This window comes from Sphingopyxis panaciterrae (assembly GCF_011762125.1).
Taxonomy (GTDB): Bacteria; Pseudomonadota; Alphaproteobacteria; order Sphingomonadales; family Sphingomonadaceae; genus Sphingopyxis; species Sphingopyxis panaciterrae.
Window position 1 is genome coordinate 39,739 of sequence record NZ_JAASQN010000009.1, and the last position, 26,120, is coordinate 65,858.

Annotated in this window: 23 protein-coding genes and 1 pseudogene; 13 read left to right on the forward strand and 11 right to left on the reverse strand. The window is 65.5% G+C overall.

Annotated elements, in window-relative coordinates; all coding sequences use genetic code 11:
* Positions 1-8 precede the first annotated feature (8 nt).
* From FHR22_RS21235 to FHR22_RS21245, 3 genes are read left to right on the forward strand one after another with little or no spacing between them, the layout of a single operon-like run.
* Positions 9-1,310, forward strand: a complete 1,302-nt coding sequence (locus tag FHR22_RS21235) for an MFS transporter (protein WP_166946079.1) — start codon at positions 9-11, stop codon at positions 1,308-1,310.
* Positions 1,307-2,719, forward strand: a complete 1,413-nt coding sequence (uxaC, locus tag FHR22_RS21240; protein ID WP_166946081.1) for a glucuronate isomerase — start codon at positions 1,307-1,309, stop codon at positions 2,717-2,719. Before FHR22_RS21235 ends, uxaC begins: the two co-directional genes overlap by 4 nt.
* Complete coding sequence (locus FHR22_RS21245) at positions 2,716-4,032, forward strand: mannitol dehydrogenase family protein (protein ID WP_341787181.1); 1,317 nt, start codon at positions 2,716-2,718, stop codon at positions 4,030-4,032. The genes uxaC and FHR22_RS21245 overlap by 4 nt, the downstream gene beginning before the upstream one ends.
* On the opposite strand, the gene FHR22_RS21250 is transcribed toward FHR22_RS21245, so the two are convergent.
* On the reverse strand, positions 4,029-4,961 hold the full coding sequence (locus FHR22_RS21250) for a LysR family transcriptional regulator (protein ID WP_243853957.1): 933 nt from the start codon (positions 4,959-4,961) through the stop codon (positions 4,029-4,031). The genes FHR22_RS21245 and FHR22_RS21250 overlap by 4 nt on opposite strands.
* A gap of 54 nt (positions 4,962-5,015) precedes the next feature.
* On the opposite strand from FHR22_RS21250, the gene FHR22_RS21255 reads away from it, so the two are divergent.
* The 8 genes and pseudogenes from FHR22_RS21255 to mmsB all read left to right on the forward strand — a co-directional run.
* Positions 5,016-6,533 (forward strand): CoA-acylating methylmalonate-semialdehyde dehydrogenase, encoded by a 1,518-nt coding sequence (locus tag FHR22_RS21255; protein WP_166946085.1) that lies wholly within the window; start codon positions 5,016-5,018, stop codon positions 6,531-6,533.
* 87 nt (positions 6,534-6,620) lie between these two features.
* Complete coding sequence (locus FHR22_RS21260) at positions 6,621-7,160, forward strand: hypothetical protein (protein ID WP_166946087.1); 540 nt, start codon at positions 6,621-6,623, stop codon at positions 7,158-7,160.
* 25 nt (positions 7,161-7,185) lie between these two features.
* Entirely contained in the window at positions 7,186-7,491 is a 306-nt protein-coding gene (locus tag FHR22_RS21265) for an I78 family peptidase inhibitor (RefSeq protein ID WP_166946089.1), read from the forward strand.
* Entirely contained in the window at positions 7,484-7,879 is a 396-nt protein-coding gene (locus FHR22_RS21270; protein ID WP_166946091.1) for a Rid family hydrolase, read from the forward strand. The genes FHR22_RS21265 and FHR22_RS21270 overlap by 8 nt, the downstream gene beginning before the upstream one ends.
* Positions 7,880-7,881: 2 nt before the next feature.
* Positions 7,882-9,027 (forward strand): acyl-CoA dehydrogenase family protein, encoded by a 1,146-nt coding sequence (locus FHR22_RS21275; protein WP_166946093.1) that lies wholly within the window; start codon positions 7,882-7,884, stop codon positions 9,025-9,027.
* A 121-nt stretch (positions 9,028-9,148) separates the two neighbouring features.
* A complete protein-coding gene (locus tag FHR22_RS21280) occupies positions 9,149-10,195 on the forward strand; it encodes a 3-hydroxyisobutyryl-CoA hydrolase (RefSeq protein ID WP_166946095.1) in 1,047 nt (348 codons plus the stop codon).
* A 97-nt stretch (positions 10,196-10,292) separates the two neighbouring features.
* Positions 10,293-11,075 carry an enoyl-CoA hydratase-related protein gene (locus FHR22_RS21285; protein WP_166946097.1) on the forward strand — a complete coding sequence of 261 codons (783 nt, stop codon included), beginning with the start codon at positions 10,293-10,295 and terminating at the stop codon, positions 11,073-11,075.
* Positions 11,074-11,952 (forward strand): annotated as a pseudogene (mmsB, locus tag FHR22_RS21290) (3-hydroxyisobutyrate dehydrogenase); the annotation flags it as partial. The gene FHR22_RS21285 and the pseudogene mmsB, both read left to right, overlap by 2 nt.
* 363 nt (positions 11,953-12,315) lie before the next feature.
* On the opposite strand, the gene FHR22_RS21295 reads toward mmsB, so the two are convergent.
* The 10 genes from FHR22_RS21295 to FHR22_RS21340 all read right to left on the reverse strand — a co-directional run bounded on the left by FHR22_RS21295 (position 12,316) and on the right by FHR22_RS21340 (position 23,449).
* Positions 12,316-12,552 (reverse strand): hypothetical protein, encoded by a 237-nt coding sequence (locus FHR22_RS21295; RefSeq protein WP_166946101.1) that lies wholly within the window; start codon positions 12,550-12,552, stop codon positions 12,316-12,318.
* A 143-nt stretch (positions 12,553-12,695) separates the two neighbouring features.
* The gene (locus FHR22_RS21300) at positions 12,696-14,729 is read right to left on the reverse strand and encodes a 3-hydroxyacyl-CoA dehydrogenase NAD-binding domain-containing protein (protein WP_166946103.1); all 2,034 of its coding nucleotides are present in this window, start codon (positions 14,727-14,729) and stop codon (positions 12,696-12,698) included.
* A 23-nt stretch (positions 14,730-14,752) separates the two neighbouring features.
* Positions 14,753-15,955: a serine hydrolase domain-containing protein gene (locus FHR22_RS21305; protein ID WP_166946105.1), complete on the reverse strand. Its 1,203-nt coding sequence runs from the start codon at positions 15,953-15,955 to the stop codon at positions 14,753-14,755.
* Positions 15,956-15,968: 13 nt separating this feature from the next.
* Complete coding sequence (locus FHR22_RS21310) at positions 15,969-16,775, reverse strand: SDR family NAD(P)-dependent oxidoreductase (protein WP_166946107.1); 807 nt, start codon at positions 16,773-16,775, stop codon at positions 15,969-15,971.
* The gene (locus FHR22_RS21315) at positions 16,772-17,533 is read right to left on the reverse strand and encodes an SDR family oxidoreductase (RefSeq protein WP_166946109.1); all 762 of its coding nucleotides are present in this window, start codon (positions 17,531-17,533) and stop codon (positions 16,772-16,774) included. The genes FHR22_RS21310 and FHR22_RS21315 overlap by 4 nt, the downstream gene beginning before the upstream one ends.
* A complete protein-coding gene (locus FHR22_RS21320) occupies positions 17,530-18,597 on the reverse strand; it encodes a phosphotransferase family protein (RefSeq protein ID WP_166946111.1) in 1,068 nt (355 codons plus the stop codon). Before FHR22_RS21320 ends, FHR22_RS21315 begins: the two co-directional genes overlap by 4 nt.
* The gene (locus FHR22_RS21325) at positions 18,594-19,685 is read right to left on the reverse strand and encodes a Zn-dependent alcohol dehydrogenase (protein WP_166946114.1); all 1,092 of its coding nucleotides are present in this window, start codon (positions 19,683-19,685) and stop codon (positions 18,594-18,596) included. The genes FHR22_RS21320 and FHR22_RS21325 overlap by 4 nt, the downstream gene beginning before the upstream one ends.
* 47 nt (positions 19,686-19,732) lie before the next feature.
* Positions 19,733-21,022, reverse strand: a complete 1,290-nt coding sequence (locus tag FHR22_RS21330; protein ID WP_166946116.1) for an acyl-CoA dehydrogenase family protein — start codon at positions 21,020-21,022, stop codon at positions 19,733-19,735.
* A gap of 109 nt (positions 21,023-21,131) precedes the next feature.
* Positions 21,132-22,595, reverse strand: coding sequence for an MFS transporter (locus FHR22_RS21335; RefSeq protein ID WP_166946118.1), 1,464 nt, complete (start codon positions 22,593-22,595; stop codon positions 21,132-21,134).
* Positions 22,592-23,449, reverse strand: coding sequence for an SDR family NAD(P)-dependent oxidoreductase (locus tag FHR22_RS21340; protein WP_166946120.1), 858 nt, complete (start codon positions 23,447-23,449; stop codon positions 22,592-22,594). The genes FHR22_RS21335 and FHR22_RS21340 overlap by 4 nt, the downstream gene beginning before the upstream one ends.
* A 174-nt stretch (positions 23,450-23,623) precedes the next feature.
* On the opposite strand from FHR22_RS21340, the gene FHR22_RS21345 reads away from it, so the two are divergent.
* Both FHR22_RS21345 and FHR22_RS21350 read left to right on the forward strand, forming a co-directional pair.
* Positions 23,624-24,805, forward strand: coding sequence for an acyl-CoA dehydrogenase family protein (locus FHR22_RS21345; RefSeq protein WP_166946122.1), 1,182 nt, complete (start codon positions 23,624-23,626; stop codon positions 24,803-24,805).
* 139 nt (positions 24,806-24,944) lie between these two features.
* Positions 24,945-26,063, forward strand: a complete 1,119-nt coding sequence (locus tag FHR22_RS21350; RefSeq protein WP_166946124.1) for an acyl-CoA dehydrogenase family protein — start codon at positions 24,945-24,947, stop codon at positions 26,061-26,063.
* The last annotated feature ends 57 nt before the right edge of the window (positions 26,064-26,120 follow it).

Consider the following 26,120-nt stretch of genomic DNA (forward strand, 5'->3'; position numbering starts at 1 on the left):
AGAGATTTATGGCACAGGCAATCGCGGGCGAAGGAGCGGCGCCGGTGCCGAAGACCGGGCGCTATCGCTGGCTGATCGTCGCGCTGCTGTTCGCCGCGACGACGGTCAATTACATCGACCGCACGATGCTCGGCCTGCTCGCGCCCGTCCTCGGCGACGAGCTGCGCTGGTCCGAAAACGACTATGGCAATATCGTCACCGCGTTTCAGGCCGCCTATGCGCTCGGTTTCCTGGCCATGGGCTGGCTGATCGACCGCTTCGGCCCGAAGATCGGTTACAGCATCGCGATCGCCGTCTGGACGATCGGCCATGTCGCACACGGCTTCGCCTCGTCCGTGGTCTCCTTCATGCTCGCGCGCGTCATACTCGGAGTTGGCGAGGCAGGGCATTTTCCGTCGGTCGTCCGCGCCTCGAGCGAATGGTTCCCGCAAAAGGAGCGCGCCTATGCGATCGGCTGGGTCAACAGCGCGACGACGATCGGCGTCATATTGACCGCGCCGACATTGTGGCTGTTCATGACCTGGCTCGGCTTCGACTGGCGCCAGACCTTCATCTATACCGGGCTGTTCGGCGCCGCGCTGTTGCTGCTCTGGCTCTGGCTCTACAGCAATCCGCGCGAAAGCGGGAAGGTCAGCGACGCCGAACTCGCGTGGATCGAACATGATCCGCCCGAACAGGTCCTTCACATCGGCTGGGGCCGCATCGTCACCAAGCGCGAGGCCTGGGCGTTTGCGATCGCCAAATTCCTGACCGACCCCGTCTGGTTCCTGATGCTGTTCTGGCTGCCCAAATATTTCAGCACCACCTATGACGTCGACCTGAAGGTCGTGCTGCTGCCGATGATCATCATGTATCTCTTGTCCGATGCGGGCAGCATCGTCGGCGGCTGGGTGTCGTCGAAGCTGATCCACATGGGGCGCAGCGTCAATTTCGCGCGCAAGGCGACGATGCTCGGCGCCGGCTGCTGCGTGCTGCCGTTGCTGTTCGTCACCGGGCTCGACAATATGTGGCTCGCGGTTGTCCTGATCGGCATCGCCCTCGCCGGGCACCAGGCCTTTTCGTCGACGATCCTGTCGATCCCGCCCGACATGTTCCCGAAACGCGCGGTGGGGTCGGTGATCGGGCTCGGCGGCTTCATGGGCGGCGTCGGCGGGATGATCATGGCGAAGTCGACCGGGCTCGTCCTCGACGCGACGAACGGCAATTACACCGTCATCTTCGCGGCGTGCACGGTCGTCTATTTCCTCGCGGTGTTTGCGGTCCATCTCTTGAGCCCGCGCCTCGCGCCGGTGACGGTGGAGCGCGCATGACGCGTCCGCTGATCCTGCATCCCGACCGGCTGTTCCCGTCCGGCCCGGCGCAGCGCGATATGGCGCGCCGGCTCTATGCCGAAGTCGCGGACCTGCCGATCGTCAGCCCGCACGGGCATACCGATCCGGCATGGTTCGCGGGCAATGCGCCGTTCGGCAACGCCGCCGAACTGCTGCTGCATCCCGACCATTATGTGTTCCGGATGCTCTATTCGCAGGGCATTTCGCTCGATGCGCTCGGCATCGGTAATCCTGCTGCCGACCCCCGGACAAGCTGGCGGCTGTTCGCGGAAAACTATCATCTGTTCCGCGGCACCCCGACCCGGATGTGGATGGACTGGGTCTTCGCCGAAGCGTTCGGCCTCGACGTGGCGTTCGAAGCGGCGACGGCGGATCATTATTACGACCATATCACCGACGCGCTCGCGACCGACGCCTTTCGCCCGCGTGCGCTGTTCGACCGTTTCGGGATCGAGGTGATCGCGACGACCGAAAGCCCGCTCGACACGCTGGAACATCATGCCGCGATCCGCGCCGCGAACGAAAGCGGCGCCTGGGCGGGGCGGGTGATCACCGCCTATCGCCCCGATCCCGTTGTCGATCCCGAATATGAGGGGTTCCGCGACAATCTGACGCGTTTCTCCGACCTGTCGGGCGAAGATGCCTTCAGCTACGCCGGTTATCTCGCCGCGCACCGGAATCGCCGCGCCTTTTTCGCCGAAATGGGCGCGACCTCGACCGACCACGGTCATCCGACCGCCGCGACCGCCGACTTGCCGGACGCCGAGGCCGAGGCGCTGTTCGCGCGCGTCACCGCGGCCAATGTCAGCGCCGCCGATGCCGAACTGTTTCGCGCGCATATGCTGACCGTGATGGCAGGGATGAGCGCCGACGACGGGCTGGTGATGCAGATCCACCCCGGCAGCTTCCGCAATCACAACCCCTGGCTGTTCGGCCGCTACGGCCGCGACAAGGGCGCCGACATCCCGACGCGCACCGATTATGTCCACGCGCTGCGCCCGCTGCTCGGCAAATATGGCAATGAAGCGGGGCTGACGATCATCCTCTTCACGCTCGACGAAACAAGCTATGCGCGCGAACTCGCGCCGCTCGCGGGCCATTATCCGGCGCTGAAGCTCGGCCCCGCCTGGTGGTTCCACGACAGTCCCGAAGGGATGCGGCGTTTCCGCTCGCAGACCACCGAAACCGCGGGCTTCTATAATAGTGTCGGCTTCAACGACGACACGCGCGCCTTCCTGTCGATCCCGGCGCGCCACGACGTCGCGCGGCGCATCGACTGCGGCTTTCTGGCCGGGCTCGTCGCCGAGCACCGGCTTGCGGAATGGGAGGCCGCCGAGCTCGCGGCCGACCTCAGCTACCGTCTCGCCAAGGCAGCGTACCGGCTGTGAGGCTCTCTGCGCAAACACCGCTCCCGCCCGCCGTCCGACGGCCCGATTACGACCGCTCGGCACAGGCGGCGGGGATTGTCCACATCGGCATCGGCGCCTTTCACCGCGCGCATCAGGCGGTCTACACCGACCGCGCGATGCGCGCGGGCGACCGCGACTGGGGCATCATCGGCGTGTCGCTGCGCTCGGGCGACGTCGCGGCGCAGCTGAACCCGCAGGACGGCCTCTACACGGTCAGCGCGCGCAGCGCGGCCGGCACCGATCTTCGGCTGATCGGTGCGGTACAGAAAATCCTCGTCGCGGCCGACGATCCGCAGGCCGTGGTCGACGCGATCGCGGCGCCGACGACGCATATCGTCAGTTTCACGGTGACCGAGAAAGCCTATCTGCGCCGCCCCGACGGCGCGCTCGACCTCGCTGCCGCGGTGTATCCGGCGAGCCTCTACCGGTTCGTTGCCGCCGGTCTTGCCGCGCGCAAGGCGGCCGGGCTGCCCGGGCTGACCCTGCTCAGCTGCGACAATCTTGCCGGCAATGGCGCGGTGCTGCGCGGCCTCATGCGTGCTTATCTCGCCGCCTATCATCCCGGCCTCGCCGCGTGGTTCGACGGCGAATGCACCTGTCCCGCGACGATGGTCGACCGCATCGTGCCCAGGGCGACCGACGCCGATCGCGCGACGGTCGAAGCCGAACTCGGCGTGCGCGACGAGGGCGCGGTGGTGACCGAGGCGTTCAGCCAATGGGTGATCGAGGATGATTTCGCCGGGCCGCGCCCGCGCTGGGACCGCGTCGGCGCCGAACTCGTCGCCGATGTCGCGCCCTATGAAACCGCGAAACTGCGCATGCTCAACGGCGCGCATTCGGCGCTCGCCTATATCGGGCTCGGGCGCGGGCATGAATTCGTCCATCAGGCGATCGCCGATCCCGGCATCCGGCCGGTCATCGAACGGCTGATGCGCGATGAAGCCGCCCCGACGATCCCCGCGGCGCCCGGACAGGATCTGGCTACCTATGCGGGCGCGCTGCTCGACCGCTTCGCCAACCCCGCGCTCCATCACCGGCTGGCGCAGATCGCGATGGACGGCAGCCAGAAGATTCCGCAGCGCTGGCTGGCGACGCTCGCCTGGCATCAGGAGCGCGGTAACCGTTGCCTGTCGCTCGAAGCCGCCATCGCAGCGTGGATCGCCTTCCTGCGCAGCGGCAATCCGATCGACGATCCGCTCGCAGGCAAGCTGCGCGACGCGGCGGCAGGCCCCTATGCGATCGAACGGCTGTTCGGCGACGGCGGCCTGATCGCGTCCGACTGGCGGCCCTAAGCGGGAACCAGCAACCCCCGATTTTCCCGTACCTCGGCGTCGAGCCAGTCGATGAAGGCGCGGATGCGCGGTTGCGGCGCGACGTCGCGGTGGAGTGCGAGCCAGAAGGCGCGCGCGATGACCTGGCCGGGCCGCACACGCACCAGCGCCGGATCGCCTGCGGCGATGAAGCAGGGCAGCACGCCGACGCCGGCGCCGCCCGCGATCATCCGCCGCTGGGCAAGGATCGACGAGGATCGCACATTGGCGCGCAGCCCCGGCTCGATCTCGTCCAGATAATCGAGTTCGGGGGCATAGAGGATGTCGGGCATATAGCCGATCACCGGGATGCCTGCGCGCAGCAATGGCACCGCCGACGCCGCCTCCTGCCAGTCCGGGCGGTCCGCGGGGGCATAAAGGCCAAGGCTGTAATCGGACAGCTTGCGCGTGATCAGCGGGCCCTTGCGGGGGCGCGCGAGCAGCACCGCCATGTCGGCCTCGCGCCGCGACGGGTTGAGGAAGCCCGACGAGGCGACCAGGTCGATCTCCAGATCGGGATGCGCGGCGACGAAACTGCCGAGCCGCGGCGCGATGAAGCTGTTGCCGAAACCTTCGGTCACGCTGAGGCGCAACTGCCCCGACAGGACCGCGCCGCCGCCCGGAGCCATATGGATGCGCGCCGCCGCCGCCGCCATTGCTTCGGCGTGCGGGAGGAGCGTGCGGCCCGCCGCGGTCAGCACGAATCCCGTCGGCGCGCGTTCGAAGAGCGTCTGGCCGAGCGATGCTTCGAGCGTGCTGACGCGGCGGCTGACCGTTGTTGCATCGACATGCAATGCCGCGCCGGCGCGGGCGAGTGTGCCATGTTGCGCGACGAGCAGGAAATATTGCAGCTTGTCCCAATCCATATGCTGCAAATATGCAGGGTCAACCTGCAAGTCTATCCCTTGCATTCGCGGCGCATATGGTCTGTTGCAACGGGCAATCACAGACGGGAGATTCTTTCCATGCGACAGATTGATCATCACATCGGCGGCGGTGCCGGCGGCAGCGCAGGTGGTGCCGGCCGCTTCGCCGACGTTCTTGACCCGAACAATGGTGGCGTCCAGGCGCAGGTCGCGCTTGGCGATCGCGCCGTTCTCGACCGCGCGGTCGCCGCGGCAAAAGCCGCGCAGCCCGCCTGGGCCGCGACCAATCCGCAGCGCCGCGCGCGCGTGATGTTCGAATTCAAACGTCTCGTCGAAGCCAATATGAACGAGCTCGCCGAGATGCTGTCGAGCGAGCATGGCAAGGTGATCGCCGATTCGAAGGGCGACATCCAGCGCGGGCTCGACGTCGTCGAATTCGCCTGCGCCGCGCCGCATATCCTGAAGGGCGAATATACCGTCGGCGCCGGTCCGGGCATCGACGTCTATTCGATGCGCCAGCCGATCGGCATCGGCGCCGGCATCACGCCGTTCAACTTCCCGGCGATGATCCCGCTGTGGATGGGCGCGATCGCGACCGTCGTCGGCAACGCCTTCATCCTGAAGCCCAGCGAGCGCGACCCGAGCGTGCCGGTGCGCCTGGCGGAGCTGTTCCTTGAAGCGGGCATGCCCGAGGGGATTTTCCAGACCGTCCATGGCGACAAGGAAATGGTCGACGCGATCCTCGACCATCCCGATATCGGCGCGGTCAGCTTCGTCGGTTCGTCGGACATCGCCCATTATGTCTACAATCGCGGCGTCGCGAACGGCAAGCGCGTCCAGGCGATGGGCGGCGCGAAGAACCACGGCATCGTCATGCCCGACGCCGACCTCGACCAGGTCGTCAATGACCTCACCGGTGCCGCTTTCGGTTCGGCGGGCGAGCGCTGCATGGCGCTGCCCGTCGTCGTCCCCGTGGGCGAGGACACCGCGAACCGGCTGCGCGAAAAGCTGATCCCGGCGATCGAGGCGCTGCGTGTCGGCGTGTCGACCGATGCCGAGGCGCATTATGGCCCGGTGGTGACGCAGGCGCACAAGGACAAGGTCGAAGGCTGGATCGCGAAATGCGCCGAAGAGGGTGCCGAACTGGTCGTCGACGGCCGCGGCTTTACCCTGCAGGGCCACGAAAAGGGCTTCTTCGTCGGCCCGACGTTGTTCGACCATGTCACCCCCGACATGGAAAGCTACAAGGAAGAAATCTTCGGCCCGGTGCTGCAGATCGTCCGCGCCGCCGATTTCGAAAGCGCGCTCGAACTGCCGTCGAAGCATCAATATGGCAATGGCGTCGCCATCTTCACGCGCAACGGCCACGCGGCGCGCGAATTCGCTGCGCGCGTCAACGTCGGCATGGTCGGCATCAACGTGCCGATCCCGGTGCCCGTCGCCTATCACAGCTTCGGCGGCTGGAAGCGGTCGGCGTTCGGCGACACCAACCAGCACGGCATGGAAGGCGTGAAATTCTGGACCAAGGTCAAGACGATCACCGCGCGCTGGCCCGACGGTGTGGCGGGTGGGGCTGGCGACGCCGGCAATGCCTTCGTTATCCCGACAATGGGCTGACGGGACGAACCAATGAAACCCGGCTCGGCCATCGGGCATTCTTTGGGCGGTGCGGACATCGGGTCGGCGCCGCTCAGGAGAATGACGATGACGCGCTGGGTCTTGCTTGCCGGAACGCTTTTTCTCGCTGCATGTAGCGGCGGCAAGGATGAGGAGTCCGGCCCCGAAGCCAGCGCGACGATCGGGCCGCTGCAAAAGGCCGATCGCCCGGCGCCCGCCAAAGCGCCTGAAGCGACGGTGGACGCCGACCTTCCCGAAGCCGCCGAAAAAGCAGCTGCAAAACCCGAAGCGGCAACGAAGGGCGACGGCAAGACGATCCCGACGGCCATTCGCGGGCGCTGGGCGCTGAAGGCGGCCGACTGCGCTGCGAAGAAAGGCACCGACCTCACCGCGCTGACGATCGATGCGACGAACCTGCGCTTTTACGAATCACACGGTGAACTGGCACGGGTTCGCGAGAGCGATGCGAACCGCATCACTGCCGATTACCGGTTCAGCGGCGAGGGAGAGGAATGGGATCGCCGGATGCAACTCGAACTCGCCGATGGCGGCAAGGCGCTCGTCCGCCGCGATACGGGTGAGGGTGCCGCTACCGGCGCAATGCGCTATACGCGCTGCGCCGGTTGACGGCTTTTCGAAAGGGAGACTCACGATGGACCTTCGCATCATCGCAATCGCCGCCATATTGCCGCTCGCCGCCTGCACGCAAGAACGGCCGCCCGTCGAATCGGCGCCGCCGCCGCCCGAAGCCGAAATGACGTGCAAGGCCGACGCGGTGCAATCCTATGTCGGCCAGAGCGTCACCCCCGACCTCGGTGCGGCCATCCTCAAGGCATCGGGCGCCCGCACTTTGCGCTGGGGCCCGCCGCGCTCGGCGATGACGATGGACTATCGCGTCGACCGCGTGAACATCATGTACGACGACGCCTCGAAGATCACGCAGGTCACCTGTGGCTGAGTCCGGCCGTCGCAATCACAGCTCGGCGTCCCCCTTCGAACCCGTCTACGGCTATAGCCGCGCGGTCCGGGTGGGCAGCCGCATCGACGTCGCGGGTTGCGCGCCGATCGAACCCGACGGTTCGTCGACCCCCGGCGACGCCGGGGCGCAGGCGGCGCGCTGCATCGCGATCATCGGCGAGGCGCTTGCAGCGCTCGGCGGCAGCCTTGCCGACGTCGTGCGCACCCGCATGTACATCACCGACGCGGCCGATGCCGATCTGGTCGGGCGGGCGCACGGATCGGCATTCAAAAATGTGCGTCCGGCATCGACGATGCTGGTTGTGCCGGCGCTGATCCGGCCCGAATGGAAAGTCGAAATCGAAGCCGAAGCCATTATCGAGAAATGACCATGACCGACCAGTTCCAGCTTACCGACGACCAGCTCGCCATCCAGGATATGGCGCGCAAATTCACCGCCGACCGTATCACGCCCTTCGCGGCCGAATGGGACGAGAAGCATCATTATCCCGTCGATGTGTGGAAGGCGGCGGGCGAACTCGGCTTCGGCGCGATTTACGTGGCCGAGGAATCGGGCGGCATCGGGCTCGGCCGGATGGAGGCGGCGCTGATCATGGAGGCGATGGCCTACGGCTGCCCCGCGACCAGCGCCTATGTCTCGATCCACAATATGGCGACGTGGATGATCGACCGCTTCGGTGGGACGGAGATCAAGGCGCGCTTCCTGCCCGACCTCGTCAGCATGGAAAAAATCGCCAGCTATTGCCTCACCGAACCGGGATCGGGGTCCGACGCCGCCGCGCTCAAGGCGACCGCGAAAAGGGATGGCGACCATTATGTGCTGAACGGGACGAAGCAATTTATCTCGGGAGCGGGCTATAACGACATCTATGTCTGCATGGTCCGTACCAGCGAGGAGAAGTCGAAAGGCATCTCCTGCCTCGTTATCGAAAAGGACACGCCGGGCCTCAGCTTCGGCGCCCCCGAGAAAAAGCTCGGCTGGAATGCATCCCCCACCGCGCAGGTGATCTTCGAGGATTGCCGCGTGCCGGTCGAAAATCTGGTCGGCGCCGAGGGCGATGGCTTCCGTTTCGCGATGGCGGGGCTCGACGGCGGGCGCCTCAATATCGGCGCCTGCTCGCTCGGCGGCGCGCAGCGCTGCCTCGACGAAGCGATCGCCTATACCAAGGACCGCCAGCAGTTCGGGCAGCCGATCGCCGATTTCCAGAACACCCAGTTCATGCTCGCCGACATGGCGACCGACCTCGAAGCCGCGCGCGCGCTGCTCTATATGGCGGCCGCGAAAGTCACCGCGAACGCGCCCGACAAATCCCGCTTCTCGGCGATGGCGAAGCGGCTCGCGACCGACAATGGCAGCAAGATCGTCAATGACGCGCTCCAGCTGTTCGGCGGCTATGGCTATCTCAGGGATTATCCGATCGAGCGGTTCTGGCGCGACCTGCGCGTCCATTCGATCCTCGAAGGCACCAATCAGGTGATGCGGATGATCGTCGGAAGGGACCTGCTGCGCCAATGATGCTTCGAGACGCCATTTCGACGAGCTCAATGGCTCCTCAGCACAAACGGGGTTTGTGGATTGCCGCTCGTCCTGAGGAGGGACTGAGCTTGGCGAAGGCCCGTCTCGAAGGACATTGCGCGTGACCGACGACATTCTGATTTCGACCGACGGCCGCATCGGCCGCCTGTCGCTCAACCGCCCGAAGGCGATCCACGCGCTGAACCTTGCGATGTGCGAGGCGATGATCGACGCGCTCGTCAAATGGCGTGACGACGATAGCGTCGACGCCGTCATCATCGACCATAGCGAAGGCCGCGGCTTCTGCGCCGGCGGCGACATCCGCATGCTCGCGGAAAGCGGCGCGAAGGACGGCAAGGAGGCGCGCGCCTTCTTCCACACCGAATATCGCCTCAACCATCTGCTCTTCACTTACCCCAAGCCCGTCGTTGCCTTCATGGACGGCATCACCATGGGCGGCGGGGTCGGCATTTCGCAGCCGGCGAAATATCGCGTCGCGACCGAGCACACCCGTTTCGCGATGCCCGAGACCGGGATCGGCCTGTTCCCCGATGTCGGTGGCGGCTGGTATCTGCCGCGCCTCGAAGGCCGCGTCGGGGCGTATCTTGCGCTCACCGGCGCGCGGCTCGACGGCGCCGAATGCCTCGCGCTCGGCCTCGCGACCCATTATCTGCCGTCCGAACAGCTCGCCGAAGCGAAGGAACGCATCGCGCAGCATCCGGATCGCATCGGCGGTATCCTCGGCGACCTCGCGATCACCGCGCCGCCGGCCGCGATCAGCCAGCATATCGACAAGATCAACCGGCTGTTCGCGAGCGATGCCTATGAGGATATCCTCGCCGCGCTCGAAACCGACGGCGGCGACTGGGCGCAAAAGGAACTGGGCACGCTGCGCGCCAAAAGCCCGCAGACGTGCAAGGTCGCGCTCCGCCAACTCAGGGAAGGCGGCGAGATGCACGACTTCGCCGCGCAAATGACGCAGGAATATGCGATTGGCAGCCGTGTCGTTCAGATGCACGACTTCATCGAGGGTGTCCGCGCGCTGATTATCGACAAGGACAACAGCCCGAAATGGGACCCGCCGACGCCCGAGGCGGTCACCGACGACTGGATCGACGCGATCTTCGCGCCGCTGCCCGAAGCTGAAAGATGGACGCCGCTAATCTAAGCTCGTCACCCCGGACTTGATCCGGGGTCCCGCTTCTTGACCCTTGCAAAGCAGGATGCCGGATCAAGTCCGGCATGACGAAAAACCGGAGATACGAATGACCTACGAAACCCTCCTCGTCGAACAACGCGGCGCCGTCACGCTGGTGACGCTTAACCGGCCGCAGGCGCTCAACGCGCTCAATTCGGGTGTGCTGGAAGACCTGATCGCCGCCTTTGCCGCTTTCGAAGCCGACCCCGCCCAGCGCTGCGCCGTCCTCACCGGCTCGGGCGACAAGGCCTTCGCCGCGGGTGCCGACATCAAGGAAATGGCCGACAAGCCCGCGTCTGATTTCTACCTTGAGGATTTCTTCTCGAAATGGACGAGCGACTTCGTGAAGAAAGTCCGCAAGCCGTGGATCGCCGCAGTGAACGGCTTCGCGCTCGGCGGCGGCTGCGAACTGGCGATGATGGCCGACTTCATCATTGCCAGCGACAAGGCGAAATTCGGCCAGCCCGAAATCAAGCTCGGCGTCGCCCCCGGCATGGGCGGCTCGCAGCGGCTGACCCGCGCGATCGGCAAGGCGAAGGCGATGGAAATGTGTCTGACCGGCCGGATGATGGATGGTGCCGAGGCCGAGCGGTCGGGCCTCGTCGCGCGCGTCGTCGCGCATGAAAGCCTCGTCGATGAAGCGCTGAAGACCGCAGCCACGATCGCCAGCATGCCGCCGATGGCCGCGATGGTGAACAAGGACATGGTCAACGCCGCCTATGAAACGACGCTCGACCAGGGGCTGATCTACGAACGCCGCCTGTTCCAGATCCTCGCCGCGACCGAGGACAAGGCCGAAGGCATGGCCGCCTTCATCGAGAAACGCGAAGGCGTATGGAAGGGTCGCTGACATGAAAATCGCATTCATCGGGCTCGGCAATATGGGCGGCGGCATGGCCGCGAACCTGGCGAAGGCGGGACATGACGTCCGCGCCTTCGACCTCAGCGAAGAGGCGCTGGCGCGCGCTGTCGAGTCGGGCTGCACCCGCGCCGCGTCGGCCGCCGAAGCGGTGAGCGGCGCCGAGGCGGTGGTGACGATGCTCCCCGCGGGCAAGCATGTCGCCGCAGTCTATGAAGCCGACGTCTTCCCGAACGCTGCGGCGGGCACCTTGCTGCTCGATTGCTCGACGATCGACGTCGCCACCGCGCGCGCGAATATCGAAGCTGCAACCGCCAAGGGCCTCGTCGCGGTCGACGCGCCGGTCTCGGGCGGCATCGCCGCTGCCAATGCGGGCACGCTGACCTTCATGGTCGGCGGCACCGATGACGGCTTCGCGCGCGCCGAACCGATCCTCGCCAAGATGGGCAAGGCGGTGATCCACGCCGGCGATGCGGGCGCGGGGCAGGGGGCGAAGATCTGCAACAACATGCTGCTCGGCGCCTCGATGGTCGCGACGTGCGAAACGCTTGCGCTCGCGCAGAAGCTGGGGCTCGATCCGCAGAAATTCTTCGACATCGCCTCGGTCAGCTCGGGCCAGTGCTGGTCGCTGACCAGCTATGCCCCGCTGCCCGGCGTCGGACCGGCGACCCCCGCCGACAATGATTACAAGGGCGGTTTCGCCGCGGCGCTGATGCTCAAGGATCTGCGCCTCGCGATGGAGGCGGCGGCGAGCGTCGACGCCGATGTCCCGATGGGGTCGAAAGCGCGCGAGCTTTACGAGGCGTTTGTCGAGGCTGACAAGGACGGCCGCGACTTTTCGGCGATCATCCAGGCTTTGCAAAAATAACTGTCGCCCCCGCGAAGGCGGAGAGCGAAAGTCGGTTTTGGGGTGGTGAGCGGACATATAGCCCTCTCCCCTTTAGGGGAGAGGGTTGGGAGAGGGGGACTTCATTCCGGCCCCTCTCAACTGCGGCTAGCCAGCAAGCTGGCAAGCCTGCGTATCTCTCCCCTGAAGGGGAGAGAGCGAGCCGTGAAACGCCGATACCCGCCACTTCCCACTTTTCGTCATCCCGGACTTGATCCGGGATCCCGCTTTTGGAGGCGCAGCAGGTCTTGAGGTCAAGCGGGACCCCGGATCAAGTCCGGGGTGACGATGAAAGAGAAGGCGGCTACCGGCAAAAACTCGCCGTCACCTATGCATCTGAGCCACTCAATAAAAATCCGCCGTCTCGCCGCCATTCTGCCGCGTCGTGCGATGCACCTGCGTCGGCGCGTCACTTCGCCCGGTCCGCACCTCGATCCGTCCGTCCACGCGCCGCACCTCGGCGGGCGACACGATGCGCGCCCGCGCGACACCGACCGCGGTCGCCTGCGACTTTGGCGCCGGCACGGCGGCCGGGGCGCTCGCGGCGAGTAGCAAGGCGGCGGCAAAGGACATGGCGTTCATGCTCTGCCGTAACGGCAGGTCCTGCCAGCGCTTTAACCCTGAATCGCAACATTTGGCAGGGTCGAAGGCCGGTTTCCGGCAAAAGAAAGGCCGCCTGCCCCACGCCGGGACAGGCGGCCATCTTTTCGTAAGCGAAAGGAGGCTTAGAAGCCGGCCTTCGCCGCCGCCTTTTCCTTGAGCAGCGGTGCGACCTCGAAACCGTGGCTTTCCAGCGCGGCGGCGATCTTGTCGGTGCCTTCCAGCCCGGCCCAGAACATCGGGCCGCCGCGATAGACCGGCCAGCCATAGCCATAGATCCACACGACATCGATGTCGCTCGCGCGCTGCGCCTTGCCCTCGGCAAGGATCAAGGCGCCTTCGTTGACCATCGGATAGAGGGTGCGCTCGATGATCTCCTGATCGGTGATTGCGCGCTTCTCGATCCCCGCCTTCCCTCGGAATTCGTCGATGATCTCGCCGACGCGCGCGCTTTCCGACGGATTGCGCTTGTCGTCATAGTCGTAGAAGCCCGCCTGCTTCTTCTGGCCCCAGCGGCCCTCGGCGCACAGCGCGTCGCGGATGCTTTCGATCCGGTTCGGATCGCGGTGCCAGCCGATGTCGACGCCCGCGAGGTCGCTCATCTGGAACGGCCCCATCGGCATGCCGAAATCGGTGTGGACCTTGTCGACCTGCGCCGGGGTCGCGCCTTCGAGCAGCAGCTTCTGCGCTTCGATCTGACGCGGCGCGAGCATGCGGTTGCCGATGAAGCCGTGGCACACGCCCGCGACGACCGCGACCTTGCCGATCTTCTTGCCAATAGACATGGCTGTGGCGAGGACATCGTCGGCGGTCTTGTCGCCGCGCACGACCTCGAGCAGCTTCATGACGTTGGCGGGCGAGAAAAAGTGCATGCCGAGCACGTCGCCGGGGCGGCTCGTCGATGCCGCAATCTCGTTGACGTCGAGATAGCTGGTGTTCGACGCGAGGATGGCGCCGGGCTTGGCGATCTGGTCGAGCTTGCCGAAGATCTCCTTCTTGACGTCCATATTCTCATAGACCGCCTCGATGATCAGGTCGCAGTCGGCGAGCGCTTCGAGTTCGAGCGACGGGGTGATGAGCCCCATCATCTGGTCGACCTGTTCGGGCTTGAAGCGGCCCTTGGCGGCGCTGGCGTCGTAATTCTTGCGAATGACGCCCAGCCCGCGGTCGAGTGCGTCCTGCTGCATCTCAACGATCGTGCAGCGGAACCCCTTTTGCAGGAAATTCATCATGATGCCGCCGCCCATCGTCCCGGCGCCGATGATGCCGACATGCTGGACGTCGCGCAGCTTGATGTCCTTGGGCAGGCCGTCGATCTTCGCGGCCTGGCGCTCGGCGAAGAAGATATGGCGCTGCGCGGCCGACTGGCTGCCGAACATCAGCTTGGTGAATTCCTCGCGCTCGAAGGCGAGGCCCTCGTCGAACGGCAGGCGCGTCGCCGCCTCGACGCAGGCGAGGTTCGCATAAGGCGCGTCGAAACCGCGCCAGCGCTTGGCATTGGCGGTCTTGAGTTGCTCGATCACCGCGACGTCGCCGAACACCGCGCGTTCGCGCGTCGGGCGCGGGCCGTCGGCGATCTTGGTGCGGGCAAAGGCGATGGCATCGGCGGCCAGGCTGTCCTCGCCGGCGAGGGCATCGACAAGGCCGAGCTCCTTCGCCTTGGCGGCGGGCAGCGGTTCGCCGAGCGAGGTCATCGTCGCCGCGGCCTCGACCCCGACGACGCGCGGCAGGCGCTGGGTGCCGCCGGCGCCCGGCAGCAGGCCGAGCTTGACCTCGGGCACGCCGAGCTTCGCCGAGGGGACGGCGACGCGGTAATGGCAGACGAGCGCGGTTTCGAGCCCGCCGCCGAGCGCCGTGCCGTGGATCGCGGCGACCACCGGCTTGGTCGCGGCTTCGATGCTGTTCAGCACCGCGTTGAAATCGGGACCGCGCGGCGCCTTGCCGAACTCGCTGATGTCGGCGCCCGCAATGAAGGTGCTGCCGTCGCAGCGCAGCACGATCGCCTTGACGCTATCGTCGGCCAGCGCCGCGGCGAAATGGTCGGCGAGGCCCTGGCGGACGTGCCAGCTCAGCGCGTTGACCGGCGGGTTGTTGACGATGACGACGGCGACCTCGCCATCCTTTTCCATCGTAACGCTGACGGGGGTTTCTTCGGACATGGGAGACTCCTTGGTTCTAACAGTCAGTCATCGATCGCGGCGTGGACGAGCGTCTTGACCTCGCGCCGCACGGGATAGGTGGAGGAGGGCATGAGCTGGGTCATGAAGACCATGCAGATTTCCTCGACCGGATCGACGAAGAAGCCGGTCGAAAACATGCCGCCCCAGTAAAAATCGCCCGCCGAGCCCGGAATACCCGCCGCCGCCGGGTCGAGCGTGACCGCGAAGCCGAGCCCGAAGCCGACCCCGGCATTCTCGTCCTCGCTGAAGATGCCGACGCTATGCTGGGTCAGGTCGCCGCCGCCGGCGAGATGGTTCGACGTCATCAGGTCGAGCGTCTTGCGGCTGACGATCCGCACATCGCCCAGCTTGCCGCCGCCGAGCAGCATCAGGCAGAAGCGGTGATAATCATCGAGCGTCGAGGCGAGCCCGCCGCCCCCCGAATGGAAGCTGCGGTCTTTTGCCCAGCGGCTGCGCGCGCCGCCGTCGAAACCCTGCATCTTGTCCTTCGGGTGAAAGGCATAGGCGTCGGTCAGCCGGTGCTGCTGGCCGGCCGGGACCTGGAATCCGGTGTCGACCATGCCAAGCGGCGCGAAGATGCGCTCGTGCAGCACCTCTCCGAACGGCTTGCCCTCGATCCGCTCGATCACCGCGCCGAGCACATCGGTCGCCATCGAATAGTTCCAGTGCGCGCCGGGATCGAACTGCAGCGGGATTTTCGCGAGGTCGGCGATGAAGCTGTCCATCGTGTAATCGGCGTCGAAATCGTCGATGCGTGCCTTGCGATAGGCGGCGTCGACCGGGGTGCGCTCCTGAAAGCCATAGGTCAGCCCGGCGGTGTGGCGCAGCAGGTCGACCATCAGGATCGGCCGCGCCGGCGGGCGCGTCAGGAACGGCACATTGCCGCCGCCCGCGACGAAGACGCCGGTGTCCCTGAATTCGGGGCAGAACTTCACCAGCGGGTCGGACAGCGCGACCTTGCCCTCCTCTACCAGCATCATGAAGGCGATGCTGGTGATCGGCTTGGTCATGCTGGCGATGCGGAAGATCGCATCATCCTTCAGCGGCTCGCCCGGCCGCGCTTCGCCGATGCACGAGCGGTGCGCGATCTCGCCGCGCCGCGACACCAAAGTCGCCGCGTGCGGCAAGCGGCCGGTATCGACATATTTGGTGGCGAGAAAGGCGGGGATGCGGCCCAGCCGCGCGGTGTCGAATCCATGGGTCATGCGCGCAGGCCTATCAGTGCGAGGTCTGGCCGAGCAACTGGCGTGTCACCGGGTGCGAACTGGTCAGCCCGCCATCGACCGCGATCGCCTGTCCGTTGACATAGCTCGCCTGATCGCTCGCCAGGAACAGCGCGACGTTCGCCAGTTCCTCGGGCTGTGCCGCGCGGCGCAGCGGGTTCAATTGGCCGAGCTTGTGCGTGACCTCTTTCGCTTTCGCATAGTCGAAGGTCGGTTTGGTCATGCCGGTTTCGGTCAGCCCGGGGCACACCGCGTTCACCCGCACGCCGCTCGTCGACAGCTGCTGCGCGGCGACCTTGGCAAGGTTGATCACCCCCGCCTTCGACGCCGAATAGGCGCCGGGGCCGGCGCCCGAATTGATCCCCGCGACGCTCGCGGTCAGCACGATCGCGCCGCCGCGCCCCTGATCGACCATTGCCTTGCCCGCATGCTTCACCATCAGCGCCGGGCCGATCAGGTTGACGCGCAAAGTCTCGGCCCAGGCGGCGGGATCGAAATCGAAGATGCCGCCCATGTCGCCGATGATCCCGGCGTTGGCGAAGGCGACATCGAGCGCGCCATAAGTGTCTTTGGCGGCCGCGACGAGGCTCGCGACGTCGGCTTCGATGCCTGCGTCGATTTCGAACGCGACGGCCTCGCCACCGGCATCTTTCACCAGCTGCGCGGTCTCATGCACCGCCGGGGTCTTGTCGCCGAGCACCAGCTTCGCCCCCTCGGCGGCGAAGCGCAGCGCGCTGGCGCGGCCGATGCCCGATCCGGCGCCGGTGATGATCGCGACCTTGCCGTCCAATGCTCCGCTCATACCACCACACCTCCATCGAGAACCATTGTCTGCCCGGTCATGAAACTCGACGCTTCCGAGCCCAGATACACCGCCGCGCCCGCGATCTCGCGCGGCTCGCCGATGCGGCCGAGGCAGGCATTCGAGGTCGAGGCTTTCAGATTTTCGGGATTTTCCCACAACGCCTTGGCGAAATCGGTCTTTACCAGCCCCGGCGCGATCGCGTTGATCCGGATGTTCGATGGCCCGAACTCGCGCGCAAGATTTTTGACCATCTGGATATCGGCGGCCTTGGTGATCGCGTAAGTGCCGATGATCGCGGTCCCGCGCAGGCCGCCGATCGACGAAACAAGGATGATCGACCCCGCCTTGCGCTCGCGCATGCCCGGCACGACCATCGTGATCAGCCAGTGCTGCGCGACGATATTATGGTCGAGCGTCTTGCGCAGCGCTTCGTCGCTGATCGTTTCCATCGGGCCGTAGTGCGGGTTCGATGCGGCGTTGCAGACGAGGATATCGATCCGACCGAAGGCGGCGCGCCCGGCGTCGACCATGGCCTGCAGCGATTCCTTCGACGACAGGCTCGACGATACCGCAATCGCATGGCCGGGATGCTTGGCGTTGATCGCCGCGGCGATCTCTTCGCACGGTTCCAGATTGCGGCTGGTGATCACGACCTTCGCGCCATGATCGGCATATTCCTCGGCGATCGCGCGCCCGATGCCGCGCGACGACCCGGTGATGATCGCGACCTTGCCGCTGAGGTCGAACAGGCTCATGCCCCGGCTTTCTTCGCGAAGTCCCATGCCGTTTCGGCGAGCGGGCGGACGCGTTCGGACATGTCCTTCGCATGCTGGGACGAGGCGGTTCCCTCGATCACCCGCTTCTTGATGCCCTGGATGATGCCCGCGAGGCGGAAGAAATTATAGGCGAAATACCAGTTCATGTCGGGCACGCCGTCACGGCCGGTGGCGGCGCAATAGCGGGTGACCACCTCGTCGAGCTCCGGAATGCCGAGCGCCTTGCGGTCGAGATCGGCGACGCCCGACCGCCCGCCATTATCGGTCACCCAGGCCATCGCGACATAGGTGAAATCGGCGAGCGGATCGCCGAGGGTCGACAGCTCCCAGTCGAGCACCGCGAGCACTTCGGGCCGATCCCTGGCAAAGATCATATTGTCGATGCGGTAATCGCCATGGACGACGCTGGTGCGCGTCTGCTCGGGCAGGGTCGCGGGCAGCCAGGCGATCAGCCGCTCCATCTCGTCCATCGTTTCGGTTTCGGAGAGCCGGTACTGCTTCGTCCAGCGATCGACCTGGCGGCCGAAATAATTGCCGGGCTTGCCGAAATCCGCAAGCCCCGCCGCCTCGACATCGACGCTGTGGAGCGCCGCGAGCGTGTCGATCATCGCCTCATAAGTGGCGCGGCGGTTTTCGGGGGTCGATCCCGGCATCGCGCCGTCCCAGATCGTCTGGCCGTCGACCATGCCCATCACATAGAACCAGCTGCCGACGACGCTGTCGTCGGTGCACAGGCCATATTGGCGCGCCACGGGAAAGCCCGCCTTATGAAGTCCCGCCTGCACCTTATATTCGCGATCGACCGCATGCGCCGATGGCAGCAATTGGCCAAAAGGCTTGCGGCGGAGCACATAATTGCCCGACTGCGCCGCGATCTTGTACGTCGGGTTCGACTGGCCGCCGGCAAATTTGCCCTGCGTCAGCGGCCCTTCGAAACCTTCGACATGGGCTTCCATCCATTGGGTCAGCTTTGCTTCGTCAAGGATGTCGGCGCCTTCGGGGGCGACGGTGCCGCTGAAGGCCTTTTGTGCATCTAATGTCATTGGCCGAATACGATCACCGACCGTGCGGCGTCGCCCTTTTTCATGCGGTCGAAACCGTCGTTGATCTTTTCGAGCGGGATCGTCTCGGCGACGATCGAGTCGAGGTCGAGCAGTCCGCGCAGGTAGAAATCGACGAGGCGCGGGATATCGACGGGGAAGCGGTTGCCGCCCATGATCGCGCCCTGCAATTTCTTGCCCGAAAGCAGGTCCATCGCGCTGAGCCCGACCTTTTCCGACAGCGGCATCATGCCGAGGATCGTCGCGGTGCCGCCGCGGCGCAGCGAGGCGACCGCGAGGCTCGCCGAAGCCGGACGCCCGACCGCCTCGATCGCATGATCGACGCCGCCCTTGGTCAACTCCAGAATCTGCTTTGCGGCATCATCGGCAAGCGCGTCGACCACATCGGTCGCGCCGAGCTTTACCGCCAGTGCGCGCTTTTCGGCAACCGGGTCGGCGGCGATGATGCGGCCCGCGCCGGCGATCTTCGCGGCGTTGATCGTCGCGAGACCCACACCGCCGCAGCCGACGACCGCGACGGTCTCGCCCGGGGTCAGCTTGCATGCGTTGAAGATCGTCCCCGCGCCCGTCGTCACCGCGCAGCCGATCACCGCGGCGCGGTCGAGCGGCATGTCGGGATCGATGCGCACGCAGGCATGTTCGTGGACCAGCATCGTCTCGGCAAAGGCGCTGAGGTTCAGCATCTGGTTGACGATGCTGCCGTCGGGGCGGGTGATCCGCGGCGGCTGGCCCGGTGCGCGGCGCGTGTCGCCGCCCATGCACAGCGACATGCGGCCGCTGACGCAAAATTCGCAGTGGCCGCAAAAGGCGCTGAGGCAGGTGACGACCGCATCGCCGACCTTCACCGTGCGCACTTCGCTGCCGACCGCCTCGACGATGCCCGCGGCTTCATGGCCGGGGATCGCGGGCAGGGGGTGCGGATAGGCGCCGTCGATGAAGTGCAGGTCCGAATGGCAGAGCCCGCACGCGGCGGTGCGGATGCGCACCTCGTGCGGGCCGCAGTCGGCGATCTGGACGGTCTCGATCGACAGCGGCTGGCCCGGCTCGATCAGGATGGCGGCTTTGGTCATCTAAGGCTCCGTTCTGTCCCCCTCCCGCAAGCGGGAGGGGAGAAAGCTTACCGCGAGGCGCCGATGTCGCCCGACGAAAAGCCCGGCTCGGCGGCATCGCTGTGCTTGGCGAATTCGATGCGCGCGATCGCACGTTCGTGGACTTCGTCGGGACCGTCGGCCAGACGCAGGGTGCGTTGATGGGCATAAGCCTTGGCCAGCCCGAAATCCTCGGACACGCCCGCGCCGCCATGCGCCTGGATCGCATCGTCGATGATCTGCAAGGCCATGTTCGGCGCCTGCACCTTGATCATCGCGATTTCCGCCGCTGCCGACTTGTTGCCGACCTTGTCCATCATGTCGGCGGCCTTGAGGCAGAGCAGGCGCGTCATCTCGATGTCGATGCGCGCGCGCGCCAGGCGATGTTCCCAGATGCTGTATTCGGCAACCTTGCGGCCGAAGGCGACGCGCGACTGCAGCCGCTTCGCCATCTTCGAAATCGCTTCTTCGGCGACGCCGATCGTACGCATGCAGTGATGGATGCGGCCCGGGCCGAGGCGCCCCTGCGCGATTTCGAAACCGCGGCCCTCGCCGAGCAGCATCGCGTCCTCGGCGTTGACGCGGACGTCCTTCAGCTCGATTTCCATATGGCCGTGCGGCGCATCGTCATAGCCGAAGACGGGCAGGTGGCGCAGGATGTTCACGCCGGGGGCGTTCAGCGGCATCAATACCATCGACTGCTGCGCGTGGCGCTTGGCGGCAAAGTCGGTCTTGCCCATGACGATCGCGACTTCGCAGCGCGGATCGCCCGCACCCGACGACCACCATTTGGTGCCGTTGATCACATAATCGTCGCCGTCGCGTTCGATCCGCGTCTCGATATTCGTCGCGTCGGACGAGGCGACCGCGGGCTCGGTCATCAGGAAGGCCGAACGGATCTGGCCGTTCATCAGGCGGCCGAGATATTTTTCCTTCTGCTTGGCCGTTCCGTAACGGTGAAATACTTCCATATTGCCGGTGTCGGGCGCCGAGCAGTTGAACACTTCGCTGGCAAAGCCGACGCGGCCCATTTCCTCGGCGCACAGCGCATATTCAAGGTTGGTGAGGCCGGGGCCTTCGAATTCGAACGTCTCGTCGACATGATGATGCGCGCCCGACCTGGGCGGCATGAACAGGTTCCAGATGCCGGCTTCTTTCGCTTCAGCCTTCAGATCCTCGACGATCTGGATCACCTTCCAGCGCTCGCCGGCCTTGTCCTGCTTGTCATAGGTGGGGACGGCGGGGCGAACCTTGCGCTCGATGAAATCGCGCACCCGATCGCGCCAATAGACCTGCCGGTCGGTGAGGTCGAAATCCATCTTCGCATCCTTCCCTTTACGTTCACGTAAACCATTGGACCGATTCGCCGGGCTTGCCAAGTCCCGCGGTCCGAAAATTACATCATCGCGCCGCACGGCGACATGATCGTTACGGATGCGGCCTCGCCGTCTCGGCAGCGACCGCTGCCATCGCCGCGATGCGCGCCTCATGATCCGACCGCGAAATCGGGAAGCGGGCGATGAACGCGACGCTGGCCAGCGAAAAACCGACCAGGATGAGCAGATAATAGATGGCGAAATCGTTGAGGATCGTCTGGCCGATCATACCCGGCTGCGCCTGCGCCGGGATGCCGGCGGCGCTGATGATCACCCCGGTCAGGAACAGCCCGATCCCGGTCGCGCATTTCTGGATGAAGAAATAGGCCGAGAAGAACAGCCCTTCGGACCGCTCGCCGGTCTGTTCCTGCGACGCTTCGATGATGTCGGCGGCCATCGATTGTCCCAGCATCATCGATGCGACGGCGCAGGCGTTGGACAGGGTGACGAGAGTGAACAGCGCGGGGATCAGTGCCGGATCATGATTGGCGGGAAAGGCGCCGACATATCGCAACGCATAGGGGGCGACCGCGAGCAGCAGCGCGGCGATGCCGGCACCGACCGCCCCGGTCCGCTTTTCGATCCGCTTTTGCAGCAATCCGACGATCAGGAACGCGCCGACGACGCCGATGAACAGGGTCACCGAATAAGCGAGGAAGCCCGCCTGCGGCATCTCCCAATAATAGCTCAGCATGTACGTCGTTGCCGAAAAGGTCATGCCCTGGTTCACATAGGCGAACAGCGAACTGGCGAGCAGGATCAGGAAGGCGCGGTTGCCCAGCGTCCGGCCGATCTTGCGCAACGTCTCGCCCAGCGGCAGGTGCGTCGGGGGGCTGCTGTCCAGCCGCGCGATGCGGCGATGCGTGGTGATCGCCGAAACGCTCGTCGCGACGATCATCAGCGCGGCGCCGGTCCAGCCGTAAAGCTGGTAACCATCGACGTTGAGCTGGCCGACCGGATATTTGTCCGACGGCACCAGATACACCGCGAACGCCAGCGTCAGCATCAACAGACCGCCTGCCCAGCCGAACATAAAGCGCCAGCGGGTCAGCGACGTGCGATCATCATAGTCGCTGGTCAACCCGGGGACGACCGACAGCGCCGGTATTTCATAACAGGATACCGCGGCGCGCATCAGGAAGGCGAACAGGAGCAGATAGCCATAGAGCCAGCCCGACGCGGCGGCGGGCGGGTGCCACAGCATCATCCAGGCGGCCGCCATCGGCAGGATCGACGCGTACATCCACGGATGGCGCTTGCCCCAGCGGCTGTGCGTCTTGTCGCCCCAATAGCCGACCAGCGGGTCGACGATCGCATCGAGCAGCAGCGCGATCAGCAGGATGAAGCCGACGATCCTGGCGTCGAGCCCCAGCACCTGATTATAGAACAGCATCAACAGCGTCGCGAAACCATTGTCCTTGACGCCGTACGCCACCGACCCGAAGCCGTTGCCCAGCTTGATATGCAGCGGCAGTTTTTCCGTCGGCGGCAGCGGCGCCGCGCTCGCCGCACTCACGCGTCGGTTCCGGCCTTGGCCGCCTCCTCCATCTGGGTGAGCGCGTCGAACAGCCCGGGCGCCTCGGGATCCCAGGCGTGGCGCTGGCCGATCGTCAGCCCGCCATCGACCAGCATGTGCGTGCCGGTCATGAACGAGCTTTCCTCGCTCGCCAGATAAGCGACGGCATTGGCGATATCATCGGGCTGGCCGCCGCGCGCGACGGGCTGCGCCGCCTCGCTCATCCCGGCGATGATCGCCTTGGCCATATCCTTGCTCGCGTCGGGCACGTCGAGCGACGAGGTGAAGATATTGGTGTTGATAAAGCCCGGGCAGATCGCGTTGACCCGGATGCCATAGCGCGCCAGATCGGTCGCCGCGACTTTCGACAGGTGCAAAACACCCGCCTTCGCCACCGCATAGGCGATCGGCGAATAGCCCGCGCCGAGTGCCGCGACGCTCGCGGTGTTGACGATGCTGGCGCCCTTCCGCCCCTTCATGTGCGGCGCGGCGTAACGGATGCCCATCGCGACGGACTTGAGCACCAGGTCCATCGTCCGGTCCCAGCCTTCGGGGCTGATCTCGTCGATCGGGGCCCGGTCGCCGCCCGCGGCGGCATTGTTGAAGACGATGTCGATGCCGCCGGCTTTCGCCGCCGCCTCGTTCATCAGCGCCTCGATATCGGACGGCTTGGTGACATCGCAGCGGACGAAGTCGATCTTGCCGTTCGATGCTGCGGCGAGCGCTTGTCCGCCGGCCTCGTCGATGTCGGCGGCGAAGACATGCGCGCCCTCGCTCGCGAGTTTCAATACCGTGGCTTTGCCGATGCCTGACGCCGCACCCGTGACGACCGCTACCTTGCCTGCGAATCGCATTGACCCATTCTCCCGTTTTCTTTTGCCACTTAGCTTAGGCGCCAAAGGAGACGCGTCAACGCCGGTCAAACGGACGCTACGGCGCCGTAACGGCAGGTGCGCCCGGCCAAGTTGACGCTTGCGTAAAGTAGCGAACCGGACGTAGATTTGCACAAAGGAAGAGGAGCCGAGAGGATGAGCGAACTGGACGCTTTCCGCACCGAGGTGCGCGAATGGCTGGAGGCGAACTGCCCCGCCGAGATGCGTGAGCCCGTGCGTGATGAGGGCGACGTCTGCTGGGGCGGGCGCAACTTCAAGTTCAAGAATGACGCCCAGAAACGATGGCTCGAAGCCTGTGTTGCCAAGGGCTATACCGTCCCCGACTGGCCCAGGCCTTATGGCGGCGCCGGGCTGACGGCGGAGCAGACCAAGGTTTTCAAACAGGAAATGAAGCGCATCCATGCGCGCTCGCCGCTCGACAGCTTCGGCATCTGGATGCTCGGCCCCGCGCTGCTGCAATTCGGCACCGAGGAGCAGAAGGTCCACTATCTGAACCCGATTGCACGCGGCGAAATCCGCTGGTGCCAGGGCTATTCGGAACCCGGCTCGGGCAGCGACCTCGTCAGTCTGCAGACCTTCGGCGAAGACAAGGGCGATCATTGGGTCGTCAACGGCTCGAAGATCTGGACGAGCTACGCCGACAAGGCCGACTGGATCTTCTGCCTCGTCCGCACCGACAAGACGAACAAATATCAGGGCATCACCTTCATGCTCTTCGACATGGCGAGCAAGGGCGTCACGACCAAGCCGATCCTGCTGATCAGCGGCAACTCGCCCTTCTGCGAAACCTTCTTCGACGATGTCGAAGTGCCCAAGACGCAGTTCATCGGCGAGATCAACCGCGGCTGGGACGTCGCCAAATATCTGCTCGGCCACGAGCGCGAGATGATCTCGGGCGGCGGCGCGGGCGGCGACATGGTCAGCATCGGCGGCGCCTTCGCCAAGGCGTTCGGCAAGAATGCCGCGGGCGAGCTCGACGATCCGATCCTGCGCGCGGAAATGGCGGCGTTCGACGTCGATGTCTTCGCCTATCGCGCGATGGGCGAACGCTTCATGGACATGTGGAAGACCGGCCGCGCGCACCCCGCCAGCTCGAACATGATGAAATATGTCGGCACCGAACTCAACAAGCGGCGTCACGAGCTTGTCATGTCGAGCGGCGGCAGCGAGGCGCTCGAATGGGACAGCGAAGAAACCAAGGGTGGTGCACGTCCGCGCGGCTGGTTGCGCACCAAGGCCAATTCGATCGAAGGCGGGACGAGCGAAGTCATGCTCAACGTCATCGCCAAGCGGATATTGGATCTGCCGGGGGCTTGAGGCCGCCAACCTCCGTTCGTCCTGAGGAGGGACTGAGCGGAGGCGAAGGCCCGTCTCGAAGGACACGCACGCAACGGTCCTTCGAGACGCCGTTTCGACAAGCTCAACGGCTCCTCAGGACAAACGGAGTTTTTGGAATATGCCGCTCTATCACAATGACGACCAGGCGATGCTCAAGGACAGCGTCGCGCCCTTCGTGGCCGAACAGGCACCCGTGTCGCATCTCCGCAAACTCCGCGATTCGGCCGACGCGACCGGCTTCTCGCGCGACCTCTGGACGCAATTCACCGAAATGGGCCTGCCCGGCATGCTCGTTCCCGAAGCACATGGCGGGCTCGGCATGGGGCATATGGAAGCGGGCATCGTGCTCGAGGAAATCGGCCGCAACCTGACCCCGTCGCCGTTCCTGTCGACCAGCGTCGGCGCGGTCGCTGCGCTGGCAAAAGCCGGCGGCACGCAGGCGGGCCGCTGGCTCCCCGCGATCGCGTCGGGCGAGGCGATCATCGCGCTCGCGATCGACGAGGGCGCCAAGCACCGCCCCGACCGCATCGCCACCACCGCAACGCGCGCGGGCAACGGCTTCCGCCTCGACGGCAAGAAGAGCTTCGTCCTCCACGGACATGTCGCCGACATGAGCATCGTCGCGGCGAAGACTGACAACGGCATCACCCTGTTTGCGGTGCCGAAGGATGCCAAGGGCGTCACCGCCGACCCGCGCCGCCTCGTCGATTCTTCGCTCGCGAGCCATGTCACGCTCGATGGCGTCGAGGTCGATGCCGATGCGGTGATAGGTGAGGTCGATGCGGGCGGCGAGATCCTCGACGCGCTGCTTGCGGCCACTCGCACCGGTGCTGCCGCCGAAATGGTCGGCGTCGGTCAGGGCGCGATGGACATGACCGTCACCTACCTCAAGGAGCGCAAGCAGTTCGGCAAGCTGATCGGCGAGTTTCAGGGCCTCCAGCACCGCGCCGCGCATCTCTATGGCGAAATGGAAGTCGCGCGCGCCACCGTGATGAAGGCGCAACAGCTTTTGGACGAAGGCAGCGAGGGGGTGAAGCTGATGGTTTCGGTCGCGAAAGCGAAAGCCGGCCGCGCCGCCAATCTTGCAGTGCGCGAAGGCGTGCAGATGCACGGCGGCATCGGCATGACCGACGAATATGACATCGGCCTTTATATGAAACGCGACCGCGCTTTGGCGGAATATATGGGCGATGTGCACTACCACATCGACCAGGTCGCGCGGATGAACGGCTACTAATCTGATTACGCCCTCCCCTTCAGGGGAGGGCAGCGAGACTTGGCGGCTTGCCGCCTA

What these genes read in the sequence shown, in the direction of transcription:
- FHR22_RS21250 (WP_243853957.1), bottom strand. Translation starts at nt 4,961, where the DNA reads ATGCAAGGGATAGACTTGCAGGTTGACCCTGCATATTTGCAGCATATG.
- FHR22_RS21235 (WP_166946079.1), top strand. Translation starts at nt 9, where the DNA reads ATGGCACAGGCAATCGCGGGCGAAGGAGCGGCGCCGGTGCCGAAGACC.
- FHR22_RS21260 (WP_166946087.1), top strand. Translation starts at nt 6,621, where the DNA reads ATGACGCGCTGGGTCTTGCTTGCCGGAACGCTTTTTCTCGCTGCATGT.
- FHR22_RS21255 (WP_166946085.1), top strand. Translation starts at nt 5,016, where the DNA reads ATGCGACAGATTGATCATCACATCGGCGGCGGTGCCGGCGGCAGCGCA.
- FHR22_RS21340 (WP_166946120.1), bottom strand. Translation starts at nt 23,449, where the DNA reads ATGCGATTCGCAGGCAAGGTAGCGGTCGTCACGGGTGCGGCGTCAGGC.
- FHR22_RS21285 (WP_166946097.1), top strand. Translation starts at nt 10,293, where the DNA reads ATGACCTACGAAACCCTCCTCGTCGAACAACGCGGCGCCGTCACGCTG.
- FHR22_RS21305 (WP_166946105.1), bottom strand. Translation starts at nt 15,955, where the DNA reads ATGACCCATGGATTCGACACCGCGCGGCTGGGCCGCATCCCCGCCTTT.
- FHR22_RS21350 (WP_166946124.1), top strand. Translation starts at nt 24,945, where the DNA reads ATGCCGCTCTATCACAATGACGACCAGGCGATGCTCAAGGACAGCGTC.
- FHR22_RS21325 (WP_166946114.1), bottom strand. Translation starts at nt 19,685, where the DNA reads ATGACCAAAGCCGCCATCCTGATCGAGCCGGGCCAGCCGCTGTCGATC.
- FHR22_RS21275 (WP_166946093.1), top strand. Translation starts at nt 7,882, where the DNA reads ATGACCGACCAGTTCCAGCTTACCGACGACCAGCTCGCCATCCAGGAT.
- FHR22_RS21300 (WP_166946103.1), bottom strand. Translation starts at nt 14,729, where the DNA reads ATGTCCGAAGAAACCCCCGTCAGCGTTACGATGGAAAAGGATGGCGAG.
- FHR22_RS21345 (WP_166946122.1), top strand. Translation starts at nt 23,624, where the DNA reads ATGAGCGAACTGGACGCTTTCCGCACCGAGGTGCGCGAATGGCTGGAG.
- FHR22_RS21320 (WP_166946111.1), bottom strand. Translation starts at nt 18,597, where the DNA reads ATGACATTAGATGCACAAAAGGCCTTCAGCGGCACCGTCGCCCCCGAA.
- FHR22_RS21315 (WP_166946109.1), bottom strand. Translation starts at nt 17,533, where the DNA reads ATGAGCCTGTTCGACCTCAGCGGCAAGGTCGCGATCATCACCGGGTCG.
- uxaC (WP_166946081.1), top strand. Translation starts at nt 1,307, where the DNA reads ATGACGCGTCCGCTGATCCTGCATCCCGACCGGCTGTTCCCGTCCGGC.
- FHR22_RS21310 (WP_166946107.1), bottom strand. Translation starts at nt 16,775, where the DNA reads ATGAGCGGAGCATTGGACGGCAAGGTCGCGATCATCACCGGCGCCGGA.
- FHR22_RS21295 (WP_166946101.1), bottom strand. Translation starts at nt 12,552, where the DNA reads ATGAACGCCATGTCCTTTGCCGCCGCCTTGCTACTCGCCGCGAGCGCC.
- FHR22_RS21265 (WP_166946089.1), top strand. Translation starts at nt 7,186, where the DNA reads ATGGACCTTCGCATCATCGCAATCGCCGCCATATTGCCGCTCGCCGCC.
- FHR22_RS21330 (WP_166946116.1), bottom strand. Translation starts at nt 21,022, where the DNA reads ATGGATTTCGACCTCACCGACCGGCAGGTCTATTGGCGCGATCGGGTG.